16 protein-coding genes and 1 tRNA gene are annotated in these 22240 nt (G+C 35.1%); 7 read left to right on the forward strand and 10 right to left on the reverse strand.

What is annotated here, in order from left to right:
* Nucleotides 1-60: 60 nt before the first annotated feature.
* On the forward strand, nucleotides 61-807 hold the full coding sequence (locus tag ACQY44_RS14595) for a succinate dehydrogenase/fumarate reductase iron-sulfur subunit (RefSeq protein WP_428231056.1): 747 nt from the start codon (nucleotides 61-63) through the stop codon (nucleotides 805-807).
* Nucleotides 808-870: 63 nt separating this feature from the next.
* Here the strand turns inward: ACQY44_RS14595 and ACQY44_RS14600 are convergent, their stop codons facing one another.
* Nucleotides 871-3174, reverse strand: a complete 2304-nt coding sequence (locus tag ACQY44_RS14600) for a family 20 glycosylhydrolase (protein ID WP_428231057.1) — start codon at nucleotides 3172-3174, stop codon at nucleotides 871-873.
* A 189-nt stretch (nucleotides 3175-3363) separates the two neighbouring features.
* Here ACQY44_RS14600 and ACQY44_RS14605 point away from each other — a divergent pair, with 189 nt between their 5' ends.
* Nucleotides 3364-4143, forward strand: a complete 780-nt coding sequence (locus tag ACQY44_RS14605) for a DeoR/GlpR family DNA-binding transcription regulator (protein ID WP_428231058.1) — start codon at nucleotides 3364-3366, stop codon at nucleotides 4141-4143.
* A 151-nt stretch (nucleotides 4144-4294) separates the two neighbouring features.
* Here ACQY44_RS14605 and ACQY44_RS14610 read toward each other — a convergent pair whose 3' ends face one another.
* The 8 genes from ACQY44_RS14610 to ACQY44_RS14645 all read right to left on the reverse strand — a co-directional run bounded on the left by ACQY44_RS14610 (nucleotide 4295) and on the right by ACQY44_RS14645 (nucleotide 15180).
* Nucleotides 4295-5365 (reverse strand): dipeptidase, encoded by a 1071-nt coding sequence (locus ACQY44_RS14610; RefSeq protein ID WP_428231059.1) that lies wholly within the window; start codon nucleotides 5363-5365, stop codon nucleotides 4295-4297.
* A 119-nt stretch (nucleotides 5366-5484) separates the two neighbouring features.
* Nucleotides 5485-6600, reverse strand: a complete 1116-nt coding sequence (locus ACQY44_RS14615) for a D-TA family PLP-dependent enzyme (protein ID WP_428231060.1) — start codon at nucleotides 6598-6600, stop codon at nucleotides 5485-5487.
* 4 nt (nucleotides 6601-6604) lie between these two features.
* A complete protein-coding gene (locus ACQY44_RS14620) occupies nucleotides 6605-7252 on the reverse strand; it encodes a bifunctional 4-hydroxy-2-oxoglutarate aldolase/2-dehydro-3-deoxy-phosphogluconate aldolase (protein WP_428231061.1) in 648 nt (215 codons plus the stop codon).
* 9 nt (nucleotides 7253-7261) lie between these two features.
* Nucleotides 7262-8293, reverse strand: coding sequence for a PfkB family carbohydrate kinase (locus ACQY44_RS14625; protein WP_428231062.1), 1032 nt, complete (start codon nucleotides 8291-8293; stop codon nucleotides 7262-7264).
* A gap of 179 nt (nucleotides 8294-8472) precedes the next feature.
* Nucleotides 8473-8940 carry a RidA family protein gene (locus ACQY44_RS14630; RefSeq protein ID WP_089478791.1) on the reverse strand — a complete coding sequence of 156 codons (468 nt, stop codon included), beginning with the start codon at nucleotides 8938-8940 and terminating at the stop codon, nucleotides 8473-8475.
* 4 nt (nucleotides 8941-8944) lie between these two features.
* On the reverse strand, nucleotides 8945-10264 hold the full coding sequence (locus ACQY44_RS14635; protein ID WP_428231063.1) for a GntP family permease: 1320 nt from the start codon (nucleotides 10262-10264) through the stop codon (nucleotides 8945-8947).
* Nucleotides 10265-10460: 196 nt separating this feature from the next.
* Entirely contained in the window at nucleotides 10461-11990 is a 1530-nt protein-coding gene (locus ACQY44_RS14640; RefSeq protein ID WP_428231064.1) for a SusD/RagB family nutrient-binding outer membrane lipoprotein, read from the reverse strand.
* A gap of 34 nt (nucleotides 11991-12024) precedes the next feature.
* Nucleotides 12025-15180, reverse strand: coding sequence for a SusC/RagA family TonB-linked outer membrane protein (locus tag ACQY44_RS14645; protein WP_428231065.1), 3156 nt, complete (start codon nucleotides 15178-15180; stop codon nucleotides 12025-12027).
* A gap of 232 nt (nucleotides 15181-15412) precedes the next feature.
* On the opposite strand from ACQY44_RS14645, the gene ACQY44_RS14650 reads away from it, so the two are divergent.
* Nucleotides 15413-16180, forward strand: a complete 768-nt coding sequence (locus ACQY44_RS14650) for a nitrilase family protein (protein ID WP_428231066.1) — start codon at nucleotides 15413-15415, stop codon at nucleotides 16178-16180.
* On the opposite strand, the gene ACQY44_RS14655 is transcribed toward ACQY44_RS14650, so the two are convergent.
* Nucleotides 16177-17865: an Ig-like domain-containing protein gene (locus ACQY44_RS14655; RefSeq protein ID WP_428231202.1), complete on the reverse strand. Its 1689-nt coding sequence runs from the start codon at nucleotides 17863-17865 to the stop codon at nucleotides 16177-16179. The two genes, ACQY44_RS14650 and ACQY44_RS14655, sit on opposite strands and share 4 nt — an antisense overlap.
* 171 nt (nucleotides 17866-18036) lie before the next feature.
* On the opposite strand from ACQY44_RS14655, the gene ACQY44_RS14660 reads away from it, so the two are divergent.
* From ACQY44_RS14660 to ACQY44_RS14675, 4 genes are all read left to right on the forward strand, one after another.
* Nucleotides 18037-19041 (forward strand): hypothetical protein, encoded by a 1005-nt coding sequence (locus tag ACQY44_RS14660; RefSeq protein ID WP_428231067.1) that lies wholly within the window; start codon nucleotides 18037-18039, stop codon nucleotides 19039-19041.
* Nucleotides 19001-21373, forward strand: coding sequence for a hypothetical protein (locus tag ACQY44_RS14665; protein WP_428231068.1), 2373 nt, complete (start codon nucleotides 19001-19003; stop codon nucleotides 21371-21373). Before ACQY44_RS14660 ends, ACQY44_RS14665 begins: the two co-directional genes overlap by 41 nt.
* A 34-nt stretch (nucleotides 21374-21407) precedes the next feature.
* A complete protein-coding gene (gene mce, locus ACQY44_RS14670; RefSeq protein WP_428231069.1) occupies nucleotides 21408-21812 on the forward strand; it encodes a methylmalonyl-CoA epimerase in 405 nt (134 codons plus the stop codon).
* Nucleotides 21813-21959: 147 nt separating this feature from the next.
* Nucleotides 21960-22033 (forward strand) — tRNA-Ile (locus tag ACQY44_RS14675).
* Nucleotides 22034-22240 lie beyond the last annotated feature (207 nt).

A 22240-nucleotide genomic window follows, 5' to 3' on the forward strand; every position in this document is an offset into this window, starting at 1 on the left:
AATGGCAAAACGTCAACTGACTTTCGACTTTCGACTTTATGACCTTCAAACTAAAACAGTATGAAACTTACATTAAAAATATGGCGTCAGAAAAACGCCCAAGATAAAGGGGGAATCGTTGAATACCCAATCGACGGAATCGAACCAGATATGTCTTTCCTTGAAATGCTTGATGTTCTTAACGAACAATTAATCAACAAAGGTGAAGAACCAGTAGCATTTGACCACGATTGTCGTGAAGGAATCTGCGGAATGTGTTCTTTATTCATCAACGGAGAAGCGCACGGACCGGACAGAGGAGTTACTACTTGTCAGTTGCACATGCGTATGTTTAAAGATGGTGATACGATTTTTATCGAGCCATTTAGAGCAAAAGCTTTCCCGGTAATTAAAGATTTAGTGGTTGACAGAAGTTCTTTTGATAGAATTCAACACGCAGGAGGATTTATCTCTGTAAATACTTCAGGAAATACAATTGATGCGAATACGATTCCGATCAACAAACACGATGCTGATAAATCATTTGATGCTGCTGCTTGTATTGGTTGTGGAGCTTGTGTTGCAACTTGTAAAAACTCATCAGCAATGTTATTTGTAGCTGCTAAAGTTTCTCAGTTTGCTTTGTTACCACAAGGTAAAGTAGAAGCAGTTGACCGTGTTTTAAACATGGTTCACCATATGGATCTTGAAGGTTTTGGTAACTGTACCAATACTGGAGCTTGCGAAGTAGAATGTCCTAAAGGAATTTCTCTTGAAAATATTGCACGTATGAACCGTGAATATTTATCTGCAAGCTTAAAAGGATAATTTAAAGACTTTTATTTTTAAATAAAAAAAGGATCAGTTCATAGCTGATCCTTTTTTATGCTCTTATTCATAATACAATTGCGAAGCGCTTATTTCTTGTTTTTCTTTCCCTTCCTGCTGGATAAAGCAAGTTAAAGTAGTGCCGCCAATCTGGTCAAAATAATTGATGTTTATTTTGTGAAAACCTTTTTCAAGTTGAATAGCTCCATAGGCTTCATTGAGCCAATGAATACCATCATTATTAACCACTAATTCATTATCGATAAAAAGCTTCGAGCCATCATCTGAAAGCGTCGAAATCGTATAATTTGCCGTTTCCGCAACATAGATGTATCCGTCGAATTTTAAGCCGATATAACGCTCTGTTTTCGTTTTCCATTTTTCGCTGCTTATAACGCCTTCAAAAATGCCTGAATTGACGGGTTTTATTAAATCTAAATCCTGAACTTGCTGGAAGAATGTTCCGGTATAATAATCAAACTTCAAACCTTTTTTGGTTGGTTTTATAGCTAAAGCCGATTTTAAATCCGGGTTTCTCACCAATATTTTACTGATCGAACTTCTTCTTCCGCTAGGACTGATCTGAACCGTTTTGATAATTCTAAATTCTCCTTTTGGGATATTTATCGTTACGGGTTTAGTGTAAAGTTCAGCCGTTTCATCTGGATTATAACCGTCAATGGTATAAAAGATTTGTCCGTTTTTAATCGTTGGTTTTAAATCCAAAACATATTTTGAAGCAATTAATGCCGTTTCATTAGAACCAAAAGGACTCGGAACTTTGTACAATCGTTTTTGTGCTTCCAGTTTTTCCAGATGATACGGAATTTGGTTCAGAATAAAATGATGGTAATTTTTGTTTTGTGGTTCTGTCCATGCAATTTCTGCTAAAGCAAATAGACGCGGATAAATCATATAATTCAGTTTGGCCGGACTTGTTAAATACTCAGACCAAAGATTAGATTGAACTCCCCAAATGTATTTTTGTTCCTCAACTGTTAAACTATCAACAGGAGTTGGGTTGTAGTTGTACATTTTTTCCACCGTAGTTAATCTTCCAATTGTTAAAGGTTCTTGGGGTGAATAACCCTGATTATAATCCAGATACAGCACTTGTTCCGGATTCATAACCACAAGATGTTTTTGTTTGGCGGCGCTAATTCCGCCCGCTTCACCTCGCCAGGACATTACAGCGGCATTTGGCGCAAGCCCACCTTCGAGCATTTCATCCCAACCCAGAATTTGTCTTCCGTGTGCATTTAGGAATTTCTCAATTCGGGTTGTGAGGTAGCTTTGCAATTCGTGTTCGTTTTTTAAACCCAAATCTTTGATTCGCTGTTGGCAATTCGGACATTCTTTCCATCTTGCTTTCGGGCATTCGTCTCCACCAATATGAATATAGGTACTCGGGAACAAAGCCATAACTTCGGTCAAAACATCTTCCAGAAAAGTAAAAGTTTCCTCTTTTCCGGCACAGAAAATATCTTCAAAAACGCCCCACGATTCAATAACCTTATAAGGTCGATCCGGAAAACAGGATAAATTAGGATAAGCCGTAACTGCTGCGGTTGCATGACCAGGCATTTCGATTTCCGGAATAATATTTACATAATGGTCTTCGGCAAATTTTACTACATCTTTAATTTCTTCCTGAGTATAAAATCCTCCGTATGGATTTCCGTCAAAAAAATATGGGAATCTTTCGAATTTATTTCCTACTAAAGTCTGTGCTCTTTTCGAACCTACTTCAGTTAGTTTTGGATATTTTTTTATCTCAATTCTCCACCCCTGATCGTCTGTTAAGTGCCAGTGAAAGTTATTTAATTTATAACTAGCCATTTGTGCTATAAAATCTTTTATAACATCAACAGAGAAAAAATGACGGCAAACATCTAGGTGAAGCCCGCGGTAGTTGTATCTGGGCTCGTCTTCGATGGTCACGCAAGGCAATTTTATTTCCTGATTTTTTGGTTTGTTGGGTAAAAGCTGTAATAAACTCTGAACAGCATAAAATAATCCTTCTTCACTTCCGGTAACGGTAATCTTTTTTGGAGTAATAACAATTTTATACGCTTCTTTTTTTAAAGATTCCGATGGATTTTTGGCAATGAATAAAACTTCGATATTGCTTTTTTTATTTGAAGTATTGGAGTTTATAGCCAATTCAAAAATTTGAGCTGTTTTGAATTCTTTTGCACTGAATTTATTATTCTCAAAAACAACTTTCATTTTTCCGTTTAAACGAATACTATCTCCGGTTGCCTTGTATGAATTGGGAGCAGGAATAATAGTATTGTTTACAAAAGAGGTTTGAGCGTTTCCGAAAGATAAACAAAATATTAAAAAGAGTAATAGACTTTTTTGCATGGTTGTTATTTTGGTTGTTTAACAAAAATAGAATTTATTGGTTGGGTTTGCATTTTTTTTGCAAAAGGTATTGGTGTTTAAATGTCTTTAAAATAGATGAATTAACTTTTTTCTTACTCACTGTTATAATTTGTTTCGCAATAATATTGCATTTATTGTTTACATTTGCTACAACAAAAACAAATTTGCATGAATACTGAGAATGAAGTGATAAATTACACTAAGGAAGAACGTAAAAATCTTATTTTAAAAGAGATAAACTTGCATACCCGTGTGAGTTTTGAAACACTTTCAGCAAAATTATTTGTTTCAGAAGATACTGTGAGACGTGATATTAATGAACTTGAATCAGAATCTTTATTGATTAAAGTAAAAGGTGGTGCGATGACAAAAGCCTATCACCATTCTTCGACCAATAATCAAACTTATGCAGGTGAATCCAAACAAATTATTGCGCAAAAAACCTTAGGTTTACTTCATGACGGAATGGTTTTGTTAATTGGCGGCGGAACTACAATTCGTGAATTCATCCGTTTGATTCCTGATGATTTAAATTTGACCATTTTTACTGTTACTGTTTTGTCTGCAGTTGAACTTCTGGACAAACCAAATGTTAAAATTATCATGATTGGCGGCAGCATTTCATCTTACAGTCAAATGTGTGTGAGCGGCGATGTCTATAATCAGTTAGCGAATATTAAAGTCGATTTATTAATATTAGGAACCAACGCTTTGGATATCGACGGTGGTTTCTCAGATTCTGACTGGGAAACCGTTCAGGTTAAAAAAGCAATGATTCAGGCTTCTGAAAAAACAGCTATTTTGACTATTTCTGAAAAACTAGATACCGTTCTAAAAATGAAAATTGCCAACTTATCTGAGGTTGATTACGTTGTCACGGAAGTTGATCCAAACGACGAAAAATTACAATCGTATAAGAAGGCAGTTCCAAGTTTAGTCTTTATTTAAAAAGTTTGCCACGAATTTCACGAGTTATTTTGATTGTATAGATCAAAAAAGTCGGTGCAATTTGAGGCTAGTTTTTAAACAGTTTCAAAATAAAAATTCGAGAAATTCGTGGCAAAAAGACGTTTGTATTCTTTGCGAACTTTCATATTATTTAATCCCAATTTTTCATTAAAAAATTAATCCAGTTTTGGTGAAAGATTTTATCCAAATCGTCATCAGAATATCCGTTGTTTTTAAAAATCAAAACCAGTTTTTGCAAATCGGCAATCGTATCTAAATCATACGGACCTTGTTCTGTACCAAAAGCGCCGTCAAGATCAGAACCAATGCCAATATGATTCGCATTTCCGGCCAATTGACAAATGTGATCCATGTGCTTGAAAACGGTTTCAAGATTGCAATTTGTACCTTTTGGTGTCGAAACGCCTCTTTCCCAATTCGGAACCAACATCCATGCATCTAAAGCGCCGCCAATAACGGCTCCACGAGAAATCAAAGCTTGAATCATTTCATCACTATATTGACGATTGTGATCGACTAAACTTCTGCAATTGTTATGACTTGCCCAAACGGGTCCGTTATAATGATCTAGAGCCTGCCAAAAAGCATCGTCGCATAAATGTGTTGCATCCAGAATAATATTCAAGCGCTCCATTTCTTTCAATAAATCAAGACCGTTTTGATTCATTTTTCCGGTGGCATCTGTTCCGTTTGCGTAACGTCCCGGTCCATAATGTGCAGGTCCGATGGCGCGTAATCCGTAATGATATGCTTTTTCTAAATACGAAACATCAATAATAGAATCAGCACCTTCCAGACTCAAAATATAGCCAATAGGTTTTTTATCGTTTGGGGTTCCATCATTCCATAAATCAATTTGTTTCAGTAAAGATTTTTTATCTGTAATTGCCGTGATTTCTCCCGCTTCTTCCATCGCTTTGTACCACGCAAGCTGTCCCTGAGTTTGTGCCCAGGCTTGTTCAGGAGAATTCCAACCCGGAATAATACTGTCCGGTTTTACGAATCGTGCAATTTGCGTGGCAACCACAATACCAATATTTCCTCTTCGCAAATCAGGAAACGAAACCGTGGCGCGTTCGCGATCTGGTTTGTCTGTCATTCCTTTTTCAAGATGGCGCAAAGTAGGAACGTCATTTCTTAAATCTCGATTCCATTCCATCGCATTCATGCTCAGGTCTAAATGGGCGTCTATTATAAACATAGTATTTTTTTTAAGGTTCAAAGGCTCAGAGGTTCTCTACAAGTGTTATTATGAGGTCTGTTCTTTTTCTTCTTCGCTCTATTTTCTATTCTTTTTTCTTTATTCTCCTTTTTCTGCTGCTAGATATTAATTTTTCTGCTGCGGGCCACGACCTGCCATTGATCGCAAATTTCATGTGCTGCGTTCACGACCTGAACCGAATCATAAAGGGCACAAGTTGGGCAAACATGATAAGGCTGGGCATAAATGATATCGCCAATAGCATACTCATTTTTTCCTCTGTTTTCTATAATTAAATGTTCTTCGGAATGTGCTGTTGGGATTAGGTTTTCATCATTTAAAATCACTAATCTTTTATCAATTGGGTTTTCAGAAGCTACGGCTTTGTACCCAATATCAATACAAAATGTAGCACTTGTTGGTTTTGAAATGATGGTTCCAACAATAACCAACGCCGGCTCAAAATTTTGTTCCGGTAAATGAATTTGATAATTCGAATCCCAAAAAACAAAAGTTCCCGGACTGCATTCTACGTTTTTTTGTGTAGCGTAAAACGGAAAAGTATTCGATCCTCCGGCAACAATTTTTAATTCGTAACCTAATTCTTTATTGATTACCTCAATTTCTTCGTTTATACTAAAAAATAAATTTTCGGCTGTGGAAACACGGTGATCTAAATCACCTTTTAAATGGCCATCATAAATATGAATTCCGGCAAAATGAATATTTTTTAATGGAATAATTTCATCAATTAAAGCTTTCCAGTTTTTATGAATCGAAATTCCGGTTCTGTTCATTCCGGTATTCAGATCCAGATAAACGGTAAGTTGTAAATCATTTTTCTCAGCAATTTCATTTAAGGCTTTCGCCGAATCAAAATTGTCAACAATAGTCGAAAAAGTTGTATTCGGATATTTTTGAATCAGGGTAATCCATCTTTCTTTTTTTGCGCCAACAGGCTGATAGGCGAGAAGCACATCCTGAATTTCGTGTATCGCCGCAAGCTCAGCTTCAGCAATTGTGGCGCATTTTATTTTATTGATGTTGTAGGTTTTGAACAAATCCAGAATCTCACCAATTTTATGCGTTTTAATGTGGGGCCTTAATTTTTGAGTTTTGCCATCTACTGCTTCAATCAAATGCTCAATATTAGACTGAATACGATCTTCGTAGACCGCTAAAAATGGCGTATCAATGCGGAGTTCGGAATTAATTTTCCACCAATTGTCTTGCATAACTTTAGTTTCTGGTTTTTTCTACAACTTCAATTAAATTTTGAAAGGCCTCTAATGATTGCTCGTAATTTAGATTCAAAAGCATTTCTTTTGAAAATAAATTAGAGCCAATTCCCACACAAACAACTCCGGATTTGAACCATGATTTTAGATTGCTTTCTTCGAGTGTTACACCTCCGGTTGGCATTATTTTCAAATTTGGGAAAGGTGCTCTAATGGCTTTTACATATCCCGGACCGCCAATTTTATCGGCAGGAAAAAGTTTTACAATTTCGGCTCCTAGTTTATTGGCATGCAATATTTCATTTAAAGTTGCAGCGCCTGGAATCCAGTAAATATTATTTTTAAAACAATAATTGCCAATCTCCAAATCAGTATGAGGGCAAACAATACAGTCTGCTCCTAATTGATGAAAAGTTTCGGCATCATCAACACTTAAAATAGATCCAACAGCTATTTTGACATTTAAATTATTCGCTTTTTTAAAGGCGATCATTTGAGTAAAAACTTCTTTCGCATTATCTGCACGAGCAGCAAACTCGATAATTTTTATGCCAGCATCAGCCGCGGATTGCAATACAATCTGAGCGGTTTCAATATTGATTTGTGTGACTAATGGTAGTACGCCTTGCTTTTTTAAAATGCTGTACATATTCTTTATTTATCTATTAATTCTATTACTTGAGCCATTTTTAATAAAATGACTTATTTCGTTAAGGTTCGTTATGGCAAAATCTCCGTGAATACTTTGTTTGATTACGCCGCATGCCGTTGCCCATTCGATACATTCCTGTCCGGATAATTTATTGGATAATCCGTATAATAATCCTGCGTTGAAAGCATCTCCGGAACCAATTTGATCTGTTACGACGTGTATTTTGTGTTCCTGTGTTTGATAAAAATTATCGTCATGAATCAGTAATCCCTTGTATAAATGTGCCGGTCCATCTGATTTTCTAAAACTCATCGCTAATGTTTTTAGAAAAGGCATTTTTACTTTTAATAATTCGAATGTTTTCTGAAAACGATTTTCATCAGATTCTGTATTATCCGTTTTGATTCCGAAATAGATTTCAATCGCATCTAAATCTGCAACGGTGATCGTGCTGTATTGAAGCAAATCGGGCATAATTTCAGATGGATGTTTTCCGTATTGCCATAATTTTGATCGAAAGTTAAAATCAGAAGAAATTGGTAAACCTTTTTTGTGTGCTGTCAGAATCGCTTCTTTACAAGCCAAGCCTGCTGCTTCAGAAACTCCCGGACTTATTCCCGACCAATGAAAATGCGTGACATCGGCTAAAGCCAAATCCCAGTTGATTTGATCTTTCTGAATGGTAGCGAATGAAGAATTGCTTCGGTCATAAATAACCTGCGATTGCCTGATTTGATTTCCGGCTTCGACAAAATACAATCCCAAACGCTCTCCGCCATACACACATTTTGAAGTGTTTACTTTGTATTTCTGCAATTCGTTTAAAGCCAATTGTGCCAAATCATTTTCGGGTAATCGTGTAATATAATCGGTTTGCATCCCGAGTTGAGAAAGTAAAACACAAACATTGGCTTCGGCACCTCCCACATGAACTTTTATTTCATTGGCCTGCGTAAACCTGTTTCCATCTGTAACGCTCATTCGGAGTAATAATTCTCCAAAAGTTGCAATTTTTGTCTGTGATGTATTTGTATTCATGGTTATTATTTTTTTTGCCACAGATTAAATGATTAAAAATTCTGTTTGCCGCGAATTACACTAATTTACACAAATCAGTATGTAAAAATTAATTCGTGAAAATTCGTGTAATTCGTGGCGAAAAAAAATCATTTTAATCTGTGAATCCCGATAGCCATCGGTAGTGGCATAACTTTTCTTTAATATAATTCGAAAACGGCTTCAACTTCAACAGGAATATTGTCCGGTAAAGAACCCATTCCTACGGCGCTTCTTACTCCAATTCCATTTTCTTGTCCCCAAACTTCGGCGAACAATTCGCTGCAACCGTTTATTACATAGGGATGCCTTAAAAATTCGCCATTACAATTGACCATTCCTAAAACTTTTATAACACGTTTTACTTTGTTCAGGCTTCCAAAATTGGTTACAATTGTAGAAAGCATGGTTAAGCCGACTTGTCTTGCTGCTAATTTTCCTTCTTCGATATCCATGTCATCACCAATTCGGCCAATAATTAAGGATTTATCGTCGTTAACAGGCCCGTGACCTGAAAGGTATAAATATTTACCATCAACTAAATAAGGTTTATATATTCCTAATGGCTGAGGCGCCGGCGGAAGAGACAAACCAAGAGTTTCAAATTTTTCTTGTGGTAATAAATTCATGATATTAATGTATTATTGAGTTTAAAATAAAAACGAAAATGATTCCTAAAACAGATACTAGAGATTCCATGACGGTCCATGATTTGAACGTGTCTTTTAGGCTGATATTAAAATATTCTTTGAACATCCAGAAGCTTGGATCATTTACGTGCGAACACATTAAACTTCCGGCTCCTACGGATAGAACTAATAAGTTAGGGTCGAGTCCGGTGGTTTGTAGTAAAGGTAGTAAAACGCTCGCAGTCATTAATCCGGCTGCTGTAGCAGAACCTACACAAACGCGTATGATTGCCGCCATCATCCAGGCCAATAAATAGGGATGAATGTTTATTTGTGTTAGCGCCCCTACTATAGTTTCGTTTACGCCGCTTACGATCATTACTTCTTTTAAACCTCCGGCTCCACCAACAATTAGAACAATTAAGGCGACATCTTTTATCGCAACGGCATAATCATCCATAACAGATGTGATGTTTCTGTTCATTCTGATTCCTAACGTATAGGTACAAATCAATAAAGAAATCAGCATAATCATACTGGGTTCTCCAACCGTTTTGCAGATATTAACCAGAGTTTCATTTTTAGAGATCATAGGTAATATGGAGGTTAGTGTTAAACCAAAAACTGGAAATAAGGCGGAGAATAAACTAATCGAAAAGCTTGGAAGTTTGCCTTCATTGACCACTTCTTCGACATTCAATATTTCATGATCTGATTCGGTTTTGATGTTTTTGAGTAAATTCGAAAATAACAATCCCGCAATAAAAATAGTTGGAATCGCAATGATGATTCCGTAGACTAAAACTAGTCCGATATCAGCATTTAAAATAGTGCTTAATGCCATAGGTGACGGATGTGGCGGCAAAAAACCGTGTGCTACTGAAAGCGACGCCAGCATAGGGATTCCCAGATATACTTTTGACAGTTTAAATTGATGGGCTACTGAGAAGATTAATGGAACTAATAAAACAAATCCAACACTGTAGAATAGTGGTATCCCAACAATAAATCCGGTAATCATTAAGCCAAGGCGAACGTATTTTTTGCCCGTCCATCCCATAACTGTTTTGGCAATAACATTTGCGGCACCTGATGAAACCGTAAGTTTACCAATACAGGTTCCGAAAACAATAATCAAAGTAATAGATCCTAACATTTCGCCCAAACCTTTTTGTACGGTTTGAGACAACGTTTCTATTGGCAGGCCTAAAAAAAGACCTGCTAATAGAGCTGTTATGATAAAGGCAATAAACGGATTGATTTTAAGCCAAGCTATCTGAATGATTAAAAACGCAATGCATGCCGTAAGAATTAAAATGCTCATTTATCTTTTGTATTAAGAGTCTTTAATTTGTGCCGTTAGGCACTTGATATTGGTAAAAACCGTGAATCACAATATATGGCGTGCCGTAGGTACGCAATAATTATTGTTTTGTTGCGTACCTACGGCACGCAACGAATTTGAAACTTTATAACTACCGACATTAAGTGCCTAAAGGCACATTTTGACTCTTGATTTATTATTTATCCCACCAGATTCTTGTTGTAAAACTATCTTCGCCCTGACGCTTAACTGCTTCTGCTAAGTTAGCTGAATTCACTGAATATTCGCTGGTAGAGTATTTCAAACGTCTTGGAATTGTGCCGTTTGTAACGTTGCCAGGAAAATTTACAGGAACTAAAACAGGATAACCTGTTCTTCTCCAGTTGGCATAAACTTCTTGTTCGTCTACAAATAAGGCAACATAAAACTGCGTATGAATTTGATTCATTTTTGCATCAAATGATCCTGCTGCGTTGTACGGATTTAGTGTTAAATAAGCAGTTGCATCTGTAATAGCATAAGCAGCTCCGTAGATTCCCATGTTTAAAAAAGAAGCTTTAACTGCTTTTTCGTATAAGTCTTTATCAGTTTCATTAGTGTACCATCCTCTTGCAGCAGCTTCGGCTAAATATAGATTTGTTTCGGCATTGCTTAAAAGCATTAATGGGGCATCGTATTTAAAAACGGTACTTTGATTAGGTTCAGAATAAGTGCCTTGCTCCACTGCTGTTGGTGCTGTTTTTGTTCCGTTCGGGAAACCTTTTTGTATCGCAAGAGTGGTGTTTTGCGTTGTTCCTTGCCAAACGCCTGAGTAAACACTAATTCTTGGATCGGCAGTAGATTTTAATAAATCAATAAATGTTTGGGCTAATTTTCCGCCTTCTACATTTTTCTGACCATTTGATCCCGCTGTAAAATCTTGTCTTCTGGCGTCAAAACCAACTGGGTTTTTGTTGAAATCATTTGGTCCGTCTGTATATTTCATGATGGCGTTATCGGTTCCGTTAACGATTACTCCGCCGGCAATCGCTTTGGTTACCCATGTTTTTGATAAGGCAGGGTCTACTTTACTTAATCTTAATCCTAAACGAAGCATTAAAGAGTAAGAGAATTTTTTCCATTTTGCAACATCTCCATCATAAATAAAATCGGCTTTGCCAAAACTTGGTTTCGCAGGATCTAATGCTGTTGCAGCTTCATCTAATTCTTTTAGTAAATCTTTATAGATAAATTCCTGACTATCATATTTTGGTAGAAAAACTTGAGAACTAGTTGCTTTTGCAGCATCTGAGTACGGAATGTCTCCGTATAAATCTGTAGTTCTGTGATACAAATAAGCTTTCCAGATTCTGGCGATATTAAGTTTATTGCTATCATTTGGATTTGTTTTTAGAGCATTAATTACAATTTCAACTTCGTTTAAAGCGGTTGGATATAACTGATTAAAGTATGCCGAAAAGTAAACTTCATTACTTAAATATTTGTCTCCCACACCAGAGGCTTCTTTATAAGTGGCATAATGCTGAATCATTCCGCCACATTCAAGGATGTTTGTAAAAAAGTAATTATTATTTAAGCCATCCAATTGTGCTTTGCTGAAAATGTAGTTCGGATTGGGTTTGTCAACCACGTTTGGGTTCGTATTGATTTCTTCAAAATCCTTTGTACAGGCTGTCATACTTCCTAAAAGTATACCTGTGATATATAATATGGTTATCTTTTTCATATCTTTTAATTTAAAAATTAGCAATTAAGTGAGTTTAAAATTTGACATTTAAACTTAAACCGAAACTTCTGGTTTTTGGCACTCCAAATTGTTCTACACCCTGAGCATTTCCGGCACTAAACACAGATTCCGGATCTACGTTTGGTGTTTTCTTGTAAAGAATGAATAAGTTTCTTGCTATAAATGAAACAGAAGCTCCCTGAAGTTTTGATAAGCCTTTTATTCTTTGAATTGGTAAGTCATAACCCAGAATTACTTGTCTTAGTTTTACAAAACTTGCATCGTAAACAAATGTTGATGAAATATTTCTTAAACCATCATAGTACGTTCTTAGGTTTTCAGGAGCAATAACCATATCAACAGGGTTTCCGTTTGTATCTACACCTTTTATTGGTAAACCGTTTTCACGACCTTCAAGTGTTAATTTTGTTAATCCCATACGAGTTCCGTACAAATCAGTTCCAGAATATAAACTTCCTCCAAATTTACCATCGATCAAAAAGCTGAATGAGATGTTTTTGTATTTGAATTCGTTGCTAAGTCCGGCTGCCCAAGGATGAACTCCCTGACCTAGTTCCTGAAGAGGGCCTTGTGCTACAGTTGCTGAACCGCCGCTTATGTTATACACCGTATTTCCGTTAGCATCTACACGAGGTTTGTACCCTTTTATAATACTATATGGACGACCAACATCACTTGTTATGGTTACATATCCGTTTACAGCAGTTGCCATCGTAATGGAGTTCAACTGATCTGTAAGGGCTTCAACTGTGTTTTGATTATACGATCCGTTGAAACTTGCATCCCAGGAGAAATTTTCAGAATTAATTATTTTTCCACTTAATAAAAATTCAACCCCTTTATTTCTCATTTTTCCAAGATTCAATAAAGCGGTACTAGATCCCGAAGCGTTAGAGATTGTAGTTTCGACAATATCATTTGTTGTAGCACGATTGTAAAATGCTAAATCAAGATTTAAGCGATTACGGAAAAATCCTAAGTCAGTACCAATTTCAAATGTCGTAGAAGTCAACGGGCTTAAAGTTGGATTAGGAACTCTTGAGCTTGTTGGCCCTTGTAATTGCTGACCATTATGTCCGCCCTGAATCATAGAATACGATTGACTCAATGCGTAAGGATCCGGTGTAGCACCACCCACTTGCGCCCATGAACTTCTTAGTTTGGCGAATGAAATAAATTCAGGCATTGTTAGAATGTCTGATACGATTATACTTGTCCCAACCGAAGGATAGAATACTGTATTGTTTTCTTTAGAAAGTGTAGAAAACCAATCCTGACGACCTGTAACATTTAAAAACACAATGTTTTTATAGTCAAAATCTGCGGCACCATAAACGGAATTTGTTTTGGTTTTTCCGTAAGGATAGCTATACGTAAGAGTGGCTAAATTGGTTATGGCATAAAAATCATCTAGTACAAAGTTGGAACCTTCAAATCTTGTTTCGTCTCTTAAATTGGTACGTGAGTTCACTCCAATTAAAGCGTTTAAAGAGAAATTATCAACGATATTTTTCTTGGTATAATTAAGAATAGCTTCAGAATTCAGGTTGGATATTTTAACTCTTGAACCTTGTGCATATCCAACAGGATTGTTTAAAGTTGTTTTCGGGATATATCCAAAGAAGTTATAATCTGTAAAATCCTGACCAATTCTACCCTGAAGGAATAATTCAGGTGTAAAGTTCAATTTTACACTCAACATTCCGATAAAACGATTTTTAGTATCGTTGTTTTTAATTTTATTCACTACAAAATAAGGATTTGTAGCCACGGCAACAGGATTCCATGCCTGCTCAATTCCGTTTGCGTCATATCCGGGAGCAAGATTTCTAATGTCAACTGTATTAGCGATCATGTAAGTTCCCCAGTTTGGGTTTGCCTCTGCATCAGAAACGGTTACTCTGTTATTTGATTTCTCTAAGTTATATTGTGCTACAACATCAAATTTTAACCAGTTCGTTACATTCACATTACTGGCTATATTGATACTTTTACGATTAAAATCAGAATTGGGTACAACACCTTTGTTTTCCATGTCTGTAAATGAAAGACGTCCCGTGGCTTTTTCATTTCCTCCAGATAAAGCAACCGAGTTAATGAAAGTTGTTCCTGTATTGTAGAAGTTTTTAATATTGTTTTTTTGAGCTACATAAGGTCTTGCTACGCCGTCAAACTGAACAACATCTGTTCCGTCAATTTTTGCTCCCCAGGACCAGCGTCCGTCAGCAATGGCTTCGGCCTGATTGGTTGGTTTTTTTCCATTTGCACCGGAACCGTATTCATACTGCCAATCGGGTATGATCGATGGCGTTTCGAAAGTAAATGAAGTATTATAATCAACTCCAATTCCTTTTTGAGCGGCTCCTCTTTTGGTCTGAATCAGGATAACACCGTTTGCAGCATTTGCACCGTATAATGCAGCGGCGGTTCCCCCTTTCAAAACAGTAATGGTTTTAATGTCGTCTGCATTGATTACAGATGTTCCGTCACCTCGGTCAACGTTGATTCTGGTAGATCCGGGACCGTTTCCAATTCCCGGTAAGTTTAGTTGTGTGTTGTCAATAGGCAAATCATTCACGACATACATGGGTTGGTTGTTTCCGTTTAGCGATCCGTTACCTCTTATTACAACTCTACTAGAACCATTAGGGCCAGTTGCAGTGCTGCTCACGTTTACACCTGCAATTTTACCTACTAATGCATTAGCGATATTGGTTTCTTTCGCTTTTGTAAATTCAGTTCCTTTTAATTCAGTTACGGCATAGGCAACAGATTTGCTGCTTTTTTTAACTCCTAATGCTGTTACCAGAACCTGATCTAGAACATTTTCGGCTGGTTTTAATCGTATTACTAAATCTTGAGTATTGTCTATTTTATATTCTAAAGATGCATAACCCATGTAAGTAACGACAATGTGAGTTTCGTTTTCCGGAACATTGAGTTTGAATTTTCCGGTTTCATCGGTTATGGTAGCTATTTTAGTATTGCCTTTTGCATAAACTGTTGCTCCGGCAATTGGCATTCCGTCATCAAGACCAAGTACTTGGCCTGAAATTTCTGTCTGATTGCTTTTTTGTTCAAAAAGGTGCTTTTTAATTGCAGTCTCTTTTGCATTTGCTGAGAAGATCATCCCCCCAATAAACACTAATGAAATTAGCTTTGTTTTCATAATTCTGTGGTTTTCATGTTTTTTTTGGTTTTTATTGGCGATCAAATATAAATATTTATTTTTCACATTTGCATATTTTTTGCAAAAAGCACATATTTTTTGCAATATTTTTTCGTGAAGTATTTTTAATATCTAAAAGATGTGTGGTTTTGCGAGGTGTTTTGAGAAATTTTTGCAGATAATGCTTTTTCGAAAAGAAATATTTTAATCTTAAAATTCGTATTTTTGGAATATGAAAATCGCAATTATACAATCAGATCTCCATTGGGAAGACGCTGTTAAAAACAGAAATAGCTTTGAATCAAAGATCAATCAGATTGATTCGGGAGTAAATTTGGTAGTGCTTCCTGAGATGTTTTCTACCGGATTTACCATGAACGCACATGAAGTGGCTGAAACTATGGAAGGCGAAACCGTATTGTGGCTTCAATCTTTGGCAAAACAAAAAAACTTCGCTATTACGGGAAGTTTGATTATTGTCGAAAATGAAAAATATTATAACAGAATGTTGTTTGTATTGCCGTCAGGTGAAATTCAACATTATGACAAACGCCATTTGTTTTCGCTTGCGGGCGAAGATAAATTCTATACCAACGGAAATGAAAAGGTAATCGTAGAATATCTTAACTGGAAGATTTGCTTGCAGGTTTGTTATGATTTGCGCTTTCCGGTTTTTGCCAGAAATGTCGAAAATTATGACTTACTATTATATGTTGCCAATTGGCCCAAAGTACGTACCAATGCTTGGGATTCTTTGCTAAAAGCAAGAGCAATTGAGAATTTAAGTTATGTTGTTGGTGTAAATAGAGTAGGACTTGATGTAAATAATTACGAACACATTGGGCATTCGCAAGTAATTGATTTTTTAGGAAATTTTACTTTGGCACCTCAGGAAACCGAAGCTGTTTTTATTGTTGATCTAGACAAAGATGCAATGCTCGAAACTCGAAAAAAACTCGATTTCCTTAATGATAAAGATGTTTTTGAGATTAAAATCTAGAATGCTTTTCTCTTCTTTGCATCCTCTTTTTTCTTCTTATCAACTTGTTTTTTCTCGACTTCAGGATTAAACGGAATACTTAAATCTATTGTTTCGTCTACGTCCCAATTTGTTCGGACATCAACTTCTTTTTGGTAATAAAATACCTCTTCAGCATAGGTTTTATTGAGGAAATTTCCGGCGTCGTACATTTTGTTTTTGTTGTCATCGTACGTTATTCGTACTGTAAATGCTTCAGGTTGTAATAAATCAAAGGTTATTTTTGTACTTCCTTCGGAATATGCACTAGCCAATACAACATCCCCCTTTTTATTGGTAATCTCAACGATTATCGGGAATCGTTTTACATTTCGTAGATTCAGAACGAGATTTCCGTAATCTGCATATTCTTTTGTTGTTAATTTATAAACAAGTGTATCGTTTGCTTTTTCGTAAAAATCAGTCAAAGCACCTGGAAAAAAGGTAACATTGTATTTCTCGACTGGTTCTTTTTTGAAATCAACATATAATTTTTGTTCAAATTCATCGTATTCTGTAGTGAAATCTACAGCAACAGAATCTTTGTTGACTAATTTGATTTTTGATTTGTCAAATTTTACCAATGGAGTTGCTGATTCTAAGGTAAACCGATCCCTAAAATTGAGAACTCCGTTTTGTAGTGCTGTAATATTTAATGTGTCTTTCTTTTGATCCTTAATTTTAAAAGTAAACTTCTTGTCATAATTAGCAGCGCTAACTTCCATAGATAATGAATCTGCTTTTATCGGCTTGTACCAAACTTGCAAAGAATCTTTTTTGGGAAAAGCGGTCACGATAGTTTCTAAAACATCGTTATTGTGTTTAAGAACAATTTTAGGTTTAGAAATTTTAAAATTCTGTTTTCCTTCATAAGGAAGATATAGTCTGTTCCCGGATGCCTGAATTGGTTTAAAAGTTTTTAGTGGAAGCGTTTCTTTGAATAATTCTAACTCAAATACAGTGTCATTGGGTACCGTAATATAATGTTTTAGGAATCCAATCTTGTCATCTTTTGGGTTGTACCTGTTATTTGCCGCTTTGTCTTTCATTGCTACTAGTAGATATTTTCCGGCCTTTAAATTCTCTAATTTAAAAGTTCTTAAACTGTCCAGAGTGTTTGTAATATATCTCGGGCTCTGTTTGTAAATTACAGAATCTTTAAAAGTATCATTCACTTCGTAAAGCATTACAGATACAAAATTATCTACATTTTTTTCGTAAGCATCTTTGATTTGTCCACTTATAGTAAGTGAGTCAATATAAGATCCCGTCGAGAAAATATACTTGAATTGGTTGATTGCGTTTCCTTCATTATTGTCCGCAATACTTTGTCCAAAGTTGAAACTATAGGTGGTATTAGGCTGTAAAGTATCTTTTATTTTTATCGTGATAACTTTACTGGCTGTCGTAGGCAAAATCAACGGCTCATGTTTCATTGGAGGTGAAATAATAAGCTGTTTGTTTAAATTTTTAAGTTTTACGTATTCATCAAAGCCTAAAATAATTTCATTTCCTTCAAAATTAGTACTCATGTTTTTGGGAGAACTGTATTTTAAAACCGGAGCAAGAGTATCTTTTAATCCGCCGGTGATGCTGCCTCGTTTGGCGCAACTGAACATTAAAAATACGAGTAAAAATGCAATATATCTGAAGTTGTTTTTCAACATAACGGTTTCTAAATTTGATTGCACAAAATAACGATTATATTTGCTTTAATTGAAATTTTTTATCCATTTATTAGGATTTAAAGCTTTTGTTTCTTGGTATTTTTTTGCATTTGAAATTTATAAGATGATATAATTTCTTACTTTTGATTCTAAATATAATTTTTCCCCGTTTTGATAAGAAGATTTTTTGTTGGTATACTCTTTTTTTTACTGATTTCCTGTGGTAAAAATGAAAAGCCAATTGTTGCTTTTTATTATTGGAAAACCATCTTTAAATTATCGGAGCCAGAAAAAGAAGTTGTGCGTAGTAATGAAGTAAGTAAGCTTTATATCCGCTATTTTGATATAGGTCTTTATCCAAAAACAGAAGATCCAATTCCGGTTAGTCCAATTCATTTTCAGGAAAATGTCAATAATTTTACTATTGTTCCCGTAATTTTTATTCAAAATAAAGTGATGTCGTTGCCTCATCTTGATATTGATGATTTGGCTCAGAAGACAATTCGATTAGTAGAAGAAATTAATATAAAGAATAAAATCATTTGCCAGGAAATTCAAATCGATTGTGACTGGACTTTGAAAAGTAAAGACAATTACCTTAAATTTATAGAACAATTTAAAAAGCTTTCGCATAAAAAGCTTTCGGCAACAATTCGTTTGCATCAGGTGAAATATTTTAAGAAAACGAAAATTCCAAATGTCGATTCCGGGGTTTTGATGTATTATAATATGGGGACTATTGCGCCAGATTCCCTGAATTCTATTTACAGTAGAAAAATCGCCGAAAGATATCTGGAAAGTTTGAAGAAATATCCACTGCATCTTGATTTTGCTTTGCCAATATATTCCTGGGGAGTTCATATCAGAAATCAAAAAGTAATTGGTTTGCGATCTAAACTAAATGTTGATGAACTTAAAAAAGATGCCAATTTTGAGCAAATTAACGCTATGTTTTTTAAGGTAAAAAAATCAAACTATAAGAATGGCTTTTTTTATGAAGAAAATGATTTGCTGAAAATAGAAGCCATTTCTTCAGAGGATTTAAAAGAAATGGCAGAAGAATTAGATGAGAATTTAGTTCAGGCCCCAAGAGAAATTATATTTTACGATTTAGACGAATTCAATATTAAAAATTATGAAAAGGATATTTTTAAACAAGTTATTTCTTGTTTCTAGTGCTGCTTTACTTTCTGTATACGGAATAATTTATGCTTGTGGAGGTGGTGATGATTGGGATTTTTTTGGTTATAATTCTAATTTTACACCAGAGACATTTGCGGATAAATCCTATTCGCCACTTTTTTTGTCGGGCGATATTTTTTACGGAATCGGTTTTGATACACAACACAATTCCAGGTTTAATGACGATATAAAATCAGATTGGGCAGGTTATCTAAAAGGAAAGGCAGATACTGCAACAGTAAGCTATTTTTTAATTGGAGATGAAACCTCAAAATATTCTTCTGAGAAAAAAGCACCTGAAAATAAAACGGATATTACGCAGCTTCATGTTTTTTTAAAAAATAACAAAGACAATTCAACTTCATTAAAATGGGGCAAAAAGATCAGTTTGAAAGATACCAGGGTTAAGAGTTTTATTGAGTTTTTATATTTGGCACAAAAAATAGAAACAGTTTCTATTAATAATGATTATTGGAGTTATGAGCCTGTTGTAGCGAAAACTTTTGATGATTTGAAAATGATTCAGTCGATCGAGAATGTTTATAACACAACTTCAGATTCATTCTTAAAAAACAGATATTGGTTTCTTACCGTGAAGGCTTATTTTTATAGCAGCAATAAGAAAAAGACGATTGAATTTTTTAATAAAACAGAAGCTTCGGTGCCTAAAAATACCTTGTATTACAGAGCGCTTTCTTATGTTGCAGGAATCAATTACCAACAGAAAAAATATTCAACCTCGAATTATTTATACGCGCAGGTATTTGATAAATGTCCTGAATTGAGAGTTGTCACAGCATATAGTTTTCATCCTCAAAATGATGCTGATTGGAATAAGTCTTTGGCAATGGGGAAGAATAATAAAGAAAAGGCTGCGCTTTGGGCAGTTCATGGTTTTTATAAAGATGAAACTCAGGCAATCGGAAAAATTTATGAATTAGATCCTAAAAGCGGGCATCTGAATTATTTATTAACCAGACTGGTGAATAACCAGGAACAAAGTATAAATAATTCGTTTGAAGTGCAAACAAAGTCCGGTGATTATAATTCGCCAATTATTAAGCAGACAGTTGCAGAGAACAGAGAGGCAAACAAAGCCAAAATCAATACTAAGGCGTTTGATTTAGTAGCGAAAATTGCAGCAGCAGGAAATACAGAAAAACCATATTTATGGGATATTTCATTAGGATATCTACAAACCTTAAAAGGAGATTATGCTGCCGCGGATATCAATTTAAACAAAGCAGAGAAAACATTGCCGAAAACGGAATTGGCGAGTTATCAATTGCGATTGCTTCGCTTTGTGAATAACATGAGTAAAATTGATAAACTCACGGATAAAAACGAAAAAACAATCCTGGCCGATTTGAATTGGTTGTACCAGGAGCTTCCAAAAAACTATAAAGGTCAGGAATTCCGTTATCAAAACGCAGCGCAATGGAGTAAGAATTATTTGGCTACTTTATATAGAGCGAAAGGAAGTCCTGTGATGGTGGAATTATTTGGTGGAGATTCTCATTCTAATATGTATTATTGGGGTGGAGGAAATGCTTTTTATGACAACGAAAAGAATCTGTTAGACATGAAAGCATTTTTAGCTAAGTCAAATAAAACTGAAATCGAGAAATTAGGAACCGGGATTTATTACCTTAAATTAAAGGATATTAATAGTTTTCAGGCGGTTCAGGCAACTTTTAAAAATAAGATTCCGGAAGCAATTGCTTTTATTCAGCAGGCAGATTCGGTTCAATATTATACCTTTTTAGGGAATCCGTTTAACGGAAATATAAAAGATTGTCATGATTGTGATCATGCAGCGTATCAAAAAAAGAAATATACACAAATCGATTTTTTGAATACAATAAAAGCAATGAAGGATAAACTGGCTCAGAATGAGGATGTTTATACCAATAGTTTGTTATTAGGGAATGCGTTCTATAATATTACTCATTTCGGAAATGGCAGAACTTTCTATGAAATTAGTATTGTGGGTTATGGTTCAAATCCATATTCATTTAGGGATGCAATGAAAAAAATGATTACCAATTGTGATGTCTCTAAAATGTATTATCAAAAAGCATTTGAGGCTGCAACCACAAAAGAACAAAAGGCAAAATGTATTTATATGCTGGCAAAATGTGAGCGTAACGAGTATTATAATAATAAGTATAATAATTTAAAGAATTGGTGGGAAGTAGAAGATGATAAAATCAATTTTATTGCCTGGAGTGGGTTTAAAGCGTTGAAAAAAGATTATTCGGACACCAAATATTATCAGGATGTAATTGCTGAATGCGGTTATTTTAATACTTATGTGAATCAATAATTGTAATTGAGTTTTTGTTTTAAATTGAAATCAAATGGTAAATAAAATAGAACATATCGGAATAGCAGTAAAAAGCATGGATGATGCAAATGTATTGTTCGAAAAGTTATTAGGCGTTCCGTCATACAAAATGGAATCTGTCGAGAGTGAAGGGGTTTTAACTTCTTTTTTTCAAACCGGAACCAATAAAATTGAATTGTTAGTAGCGACAAATCCTGAAAGTCCAATTGCGAAGTTTTTAGAGAAAAAAGGAGAAGGGATTCATCATATTGCTTTCGATGTTGATGATATTCATGCCGAAATAACCCGATTAAAAAATGAAGGTTTTGTATTGATCAATGAAGTTCCGAAGAAAGGAGCTGATAATAAATTAGTCGTTTTTCTGCATCCAAAAAACACAAATGGGGTTTTAGTTGAGCTTTGCCAGGAAATTAAATAAAAAAATCTCTTTTCAAGATGTGAAATAAGATGTTGAAAATCAATTATCTTGTGATAAAAGAGTGAATGCTATTGAAATTAAATAAAAATCATATCCCAAAATATTTGGAGTGAATGAAAAATAGTAGTAATATTGCATCCTCAAACCGGTCCTATAGCTCAGCTGGTTAGAGCACCTGACTCATAATCAGGTGGTCCCTGGTTCGAGCCCAGGTGGGACCACAACAAAGCCTTTGCAGAAATGTAAAGGCTTTTTTTGTGTATTTCTTCCACTTCTTGTGTTTTTATCTAAATTCATGTAAGTTTCTCTTTAGATTAACTTTTTTAAAAAATCTAAATTGTAAATTTATACGTAAGGAATTAATCGTGAAGTTGTGATTTTAGGGTTTAATTCTTACGTCAGAAAGTTGAGGTTGTTTTTGGTGAGTT

It is taken from the genome of Flavobacterium sp. (assembly GCF_965277525.1).
Classification (GTDB): domain Bacteria; phylum Bacteroidota; class Bacteroidia; order Flavobacteriales; family Flavobacteriaceae; genus Flavobacterium.

What these genes read in the sequence shown, in the direction of transcription:
- ACQY44_RS14595 (WP_428231056.1), top strand. Translation starts at nt 61, where the DNA reads ATGAAACTTACATTAAAAATATGGCGTCAGAAAAACGCCCAAGATAAA.
- ACQY44_RS14600 (WP_428231057.1), bottom strand. Translation starts at nt 3,174, where the DNA reads ATGCAAAAAAGTCTATTACTCTTTTTAATATTTTGTTTATCTTTCGGA.
- ACQY44_RS14605 (WP_428231058.1), top strand. Translation starts at nt 3,364, where the DNA reads ATGAATACTGAGAATGAAGTGATAAATTACACTAAGGAAGAACGTAAA.
- ACQY44_RS14610 (WP_428231059.1), bottom strand. Translation starts at nt 5,365, where the DNA reads ATGTTTATAATAGACGCCCATTTAGACCTGAGCATGAATGCGATGGAA.
- ACQY44_RS14615 (WP_428231060.1), bottom strand. Translation starts at nt 6,600, where the DNA reads ATGCAAGACAATTGGTGGAAAATTAATTCCGAACTCCGCATTGATACG.
- ACQY44_RS14620 (WP_428231061.1), bottom strand. Translation starts at nt 7,252, where the DNA reads ATGTACAGCATTTTAAAAAAGCAAGGCGTACTACCATTAGTCACACAA.
- ACQY44_RS14625 (WP_428231062.1), bottom strand. Translation starts at nt 8,293, where the DNA reads ATGAATACAAATACATCACAGACAAAAATTGCAACTTTTGGAGAATTA.
- ACQY44_RS14630 (WP_089478791.1), bottom strand. Translation starts at nt 8,940, where the DNA reads ATGAATTTATTACCACAAGAAAAATTTGAAACTCTTGGTTTGTCTCTT.
- ACQY44_RS14635 (WP_428231063.1), bottom strand. Translation starts at nt 10,264, where the DNA reads ATGAGCATTTTAATTCTTACGGCATGCATTGCGTTTTTAATCATTCAG.
- ACQY44_RS14640 (WP_428231064.1), bottom strand. Translation starts at nt 11,990, where the DNA reads ATGAAAAAGATAACCATATTATATATCACAGGTATACTTTTAGGAAGT.
- ACQY44_RS14645 (WP_428231065.1), bottom strand. Translation starts at nt 15,180, where the DNA reads ATGAAAACAAAGCTAATTTCATTAGTGTTTATTGGGGGGATGATCTTC.
- ACQY44_RS14650 (WP_428231066.1), top strand. Translation starts at nt 15,413, where the DNA reads ATGAAAATCGCAATTATACAATCAGATCTCCATTGGGAAGACGCTGTT.
- ACQY44_RS14655 (WP_428231202.1), bottom strand. Translation starts at nt 17,865, where the DNA reads ATGTTGAAAAACAACTTCAGATATATTGCATTTTTACTCGTATTTTTA.
- ACQY44_RS14665 (WP_428231068.1), top strand. Translation starts at nt 19,001, where the DNA reads ATGAAAAGGATATTTTTAAACAAGTTATTTCTTGTTTCTAGTGCTGCT.
- mce (WP_428231069.1), top strand. Translation starts at nt 21,408, where the DNA reads ATGGTAAATAAAATAGAACATATCGGAATAGCAGTAAAAAGCATGGAT.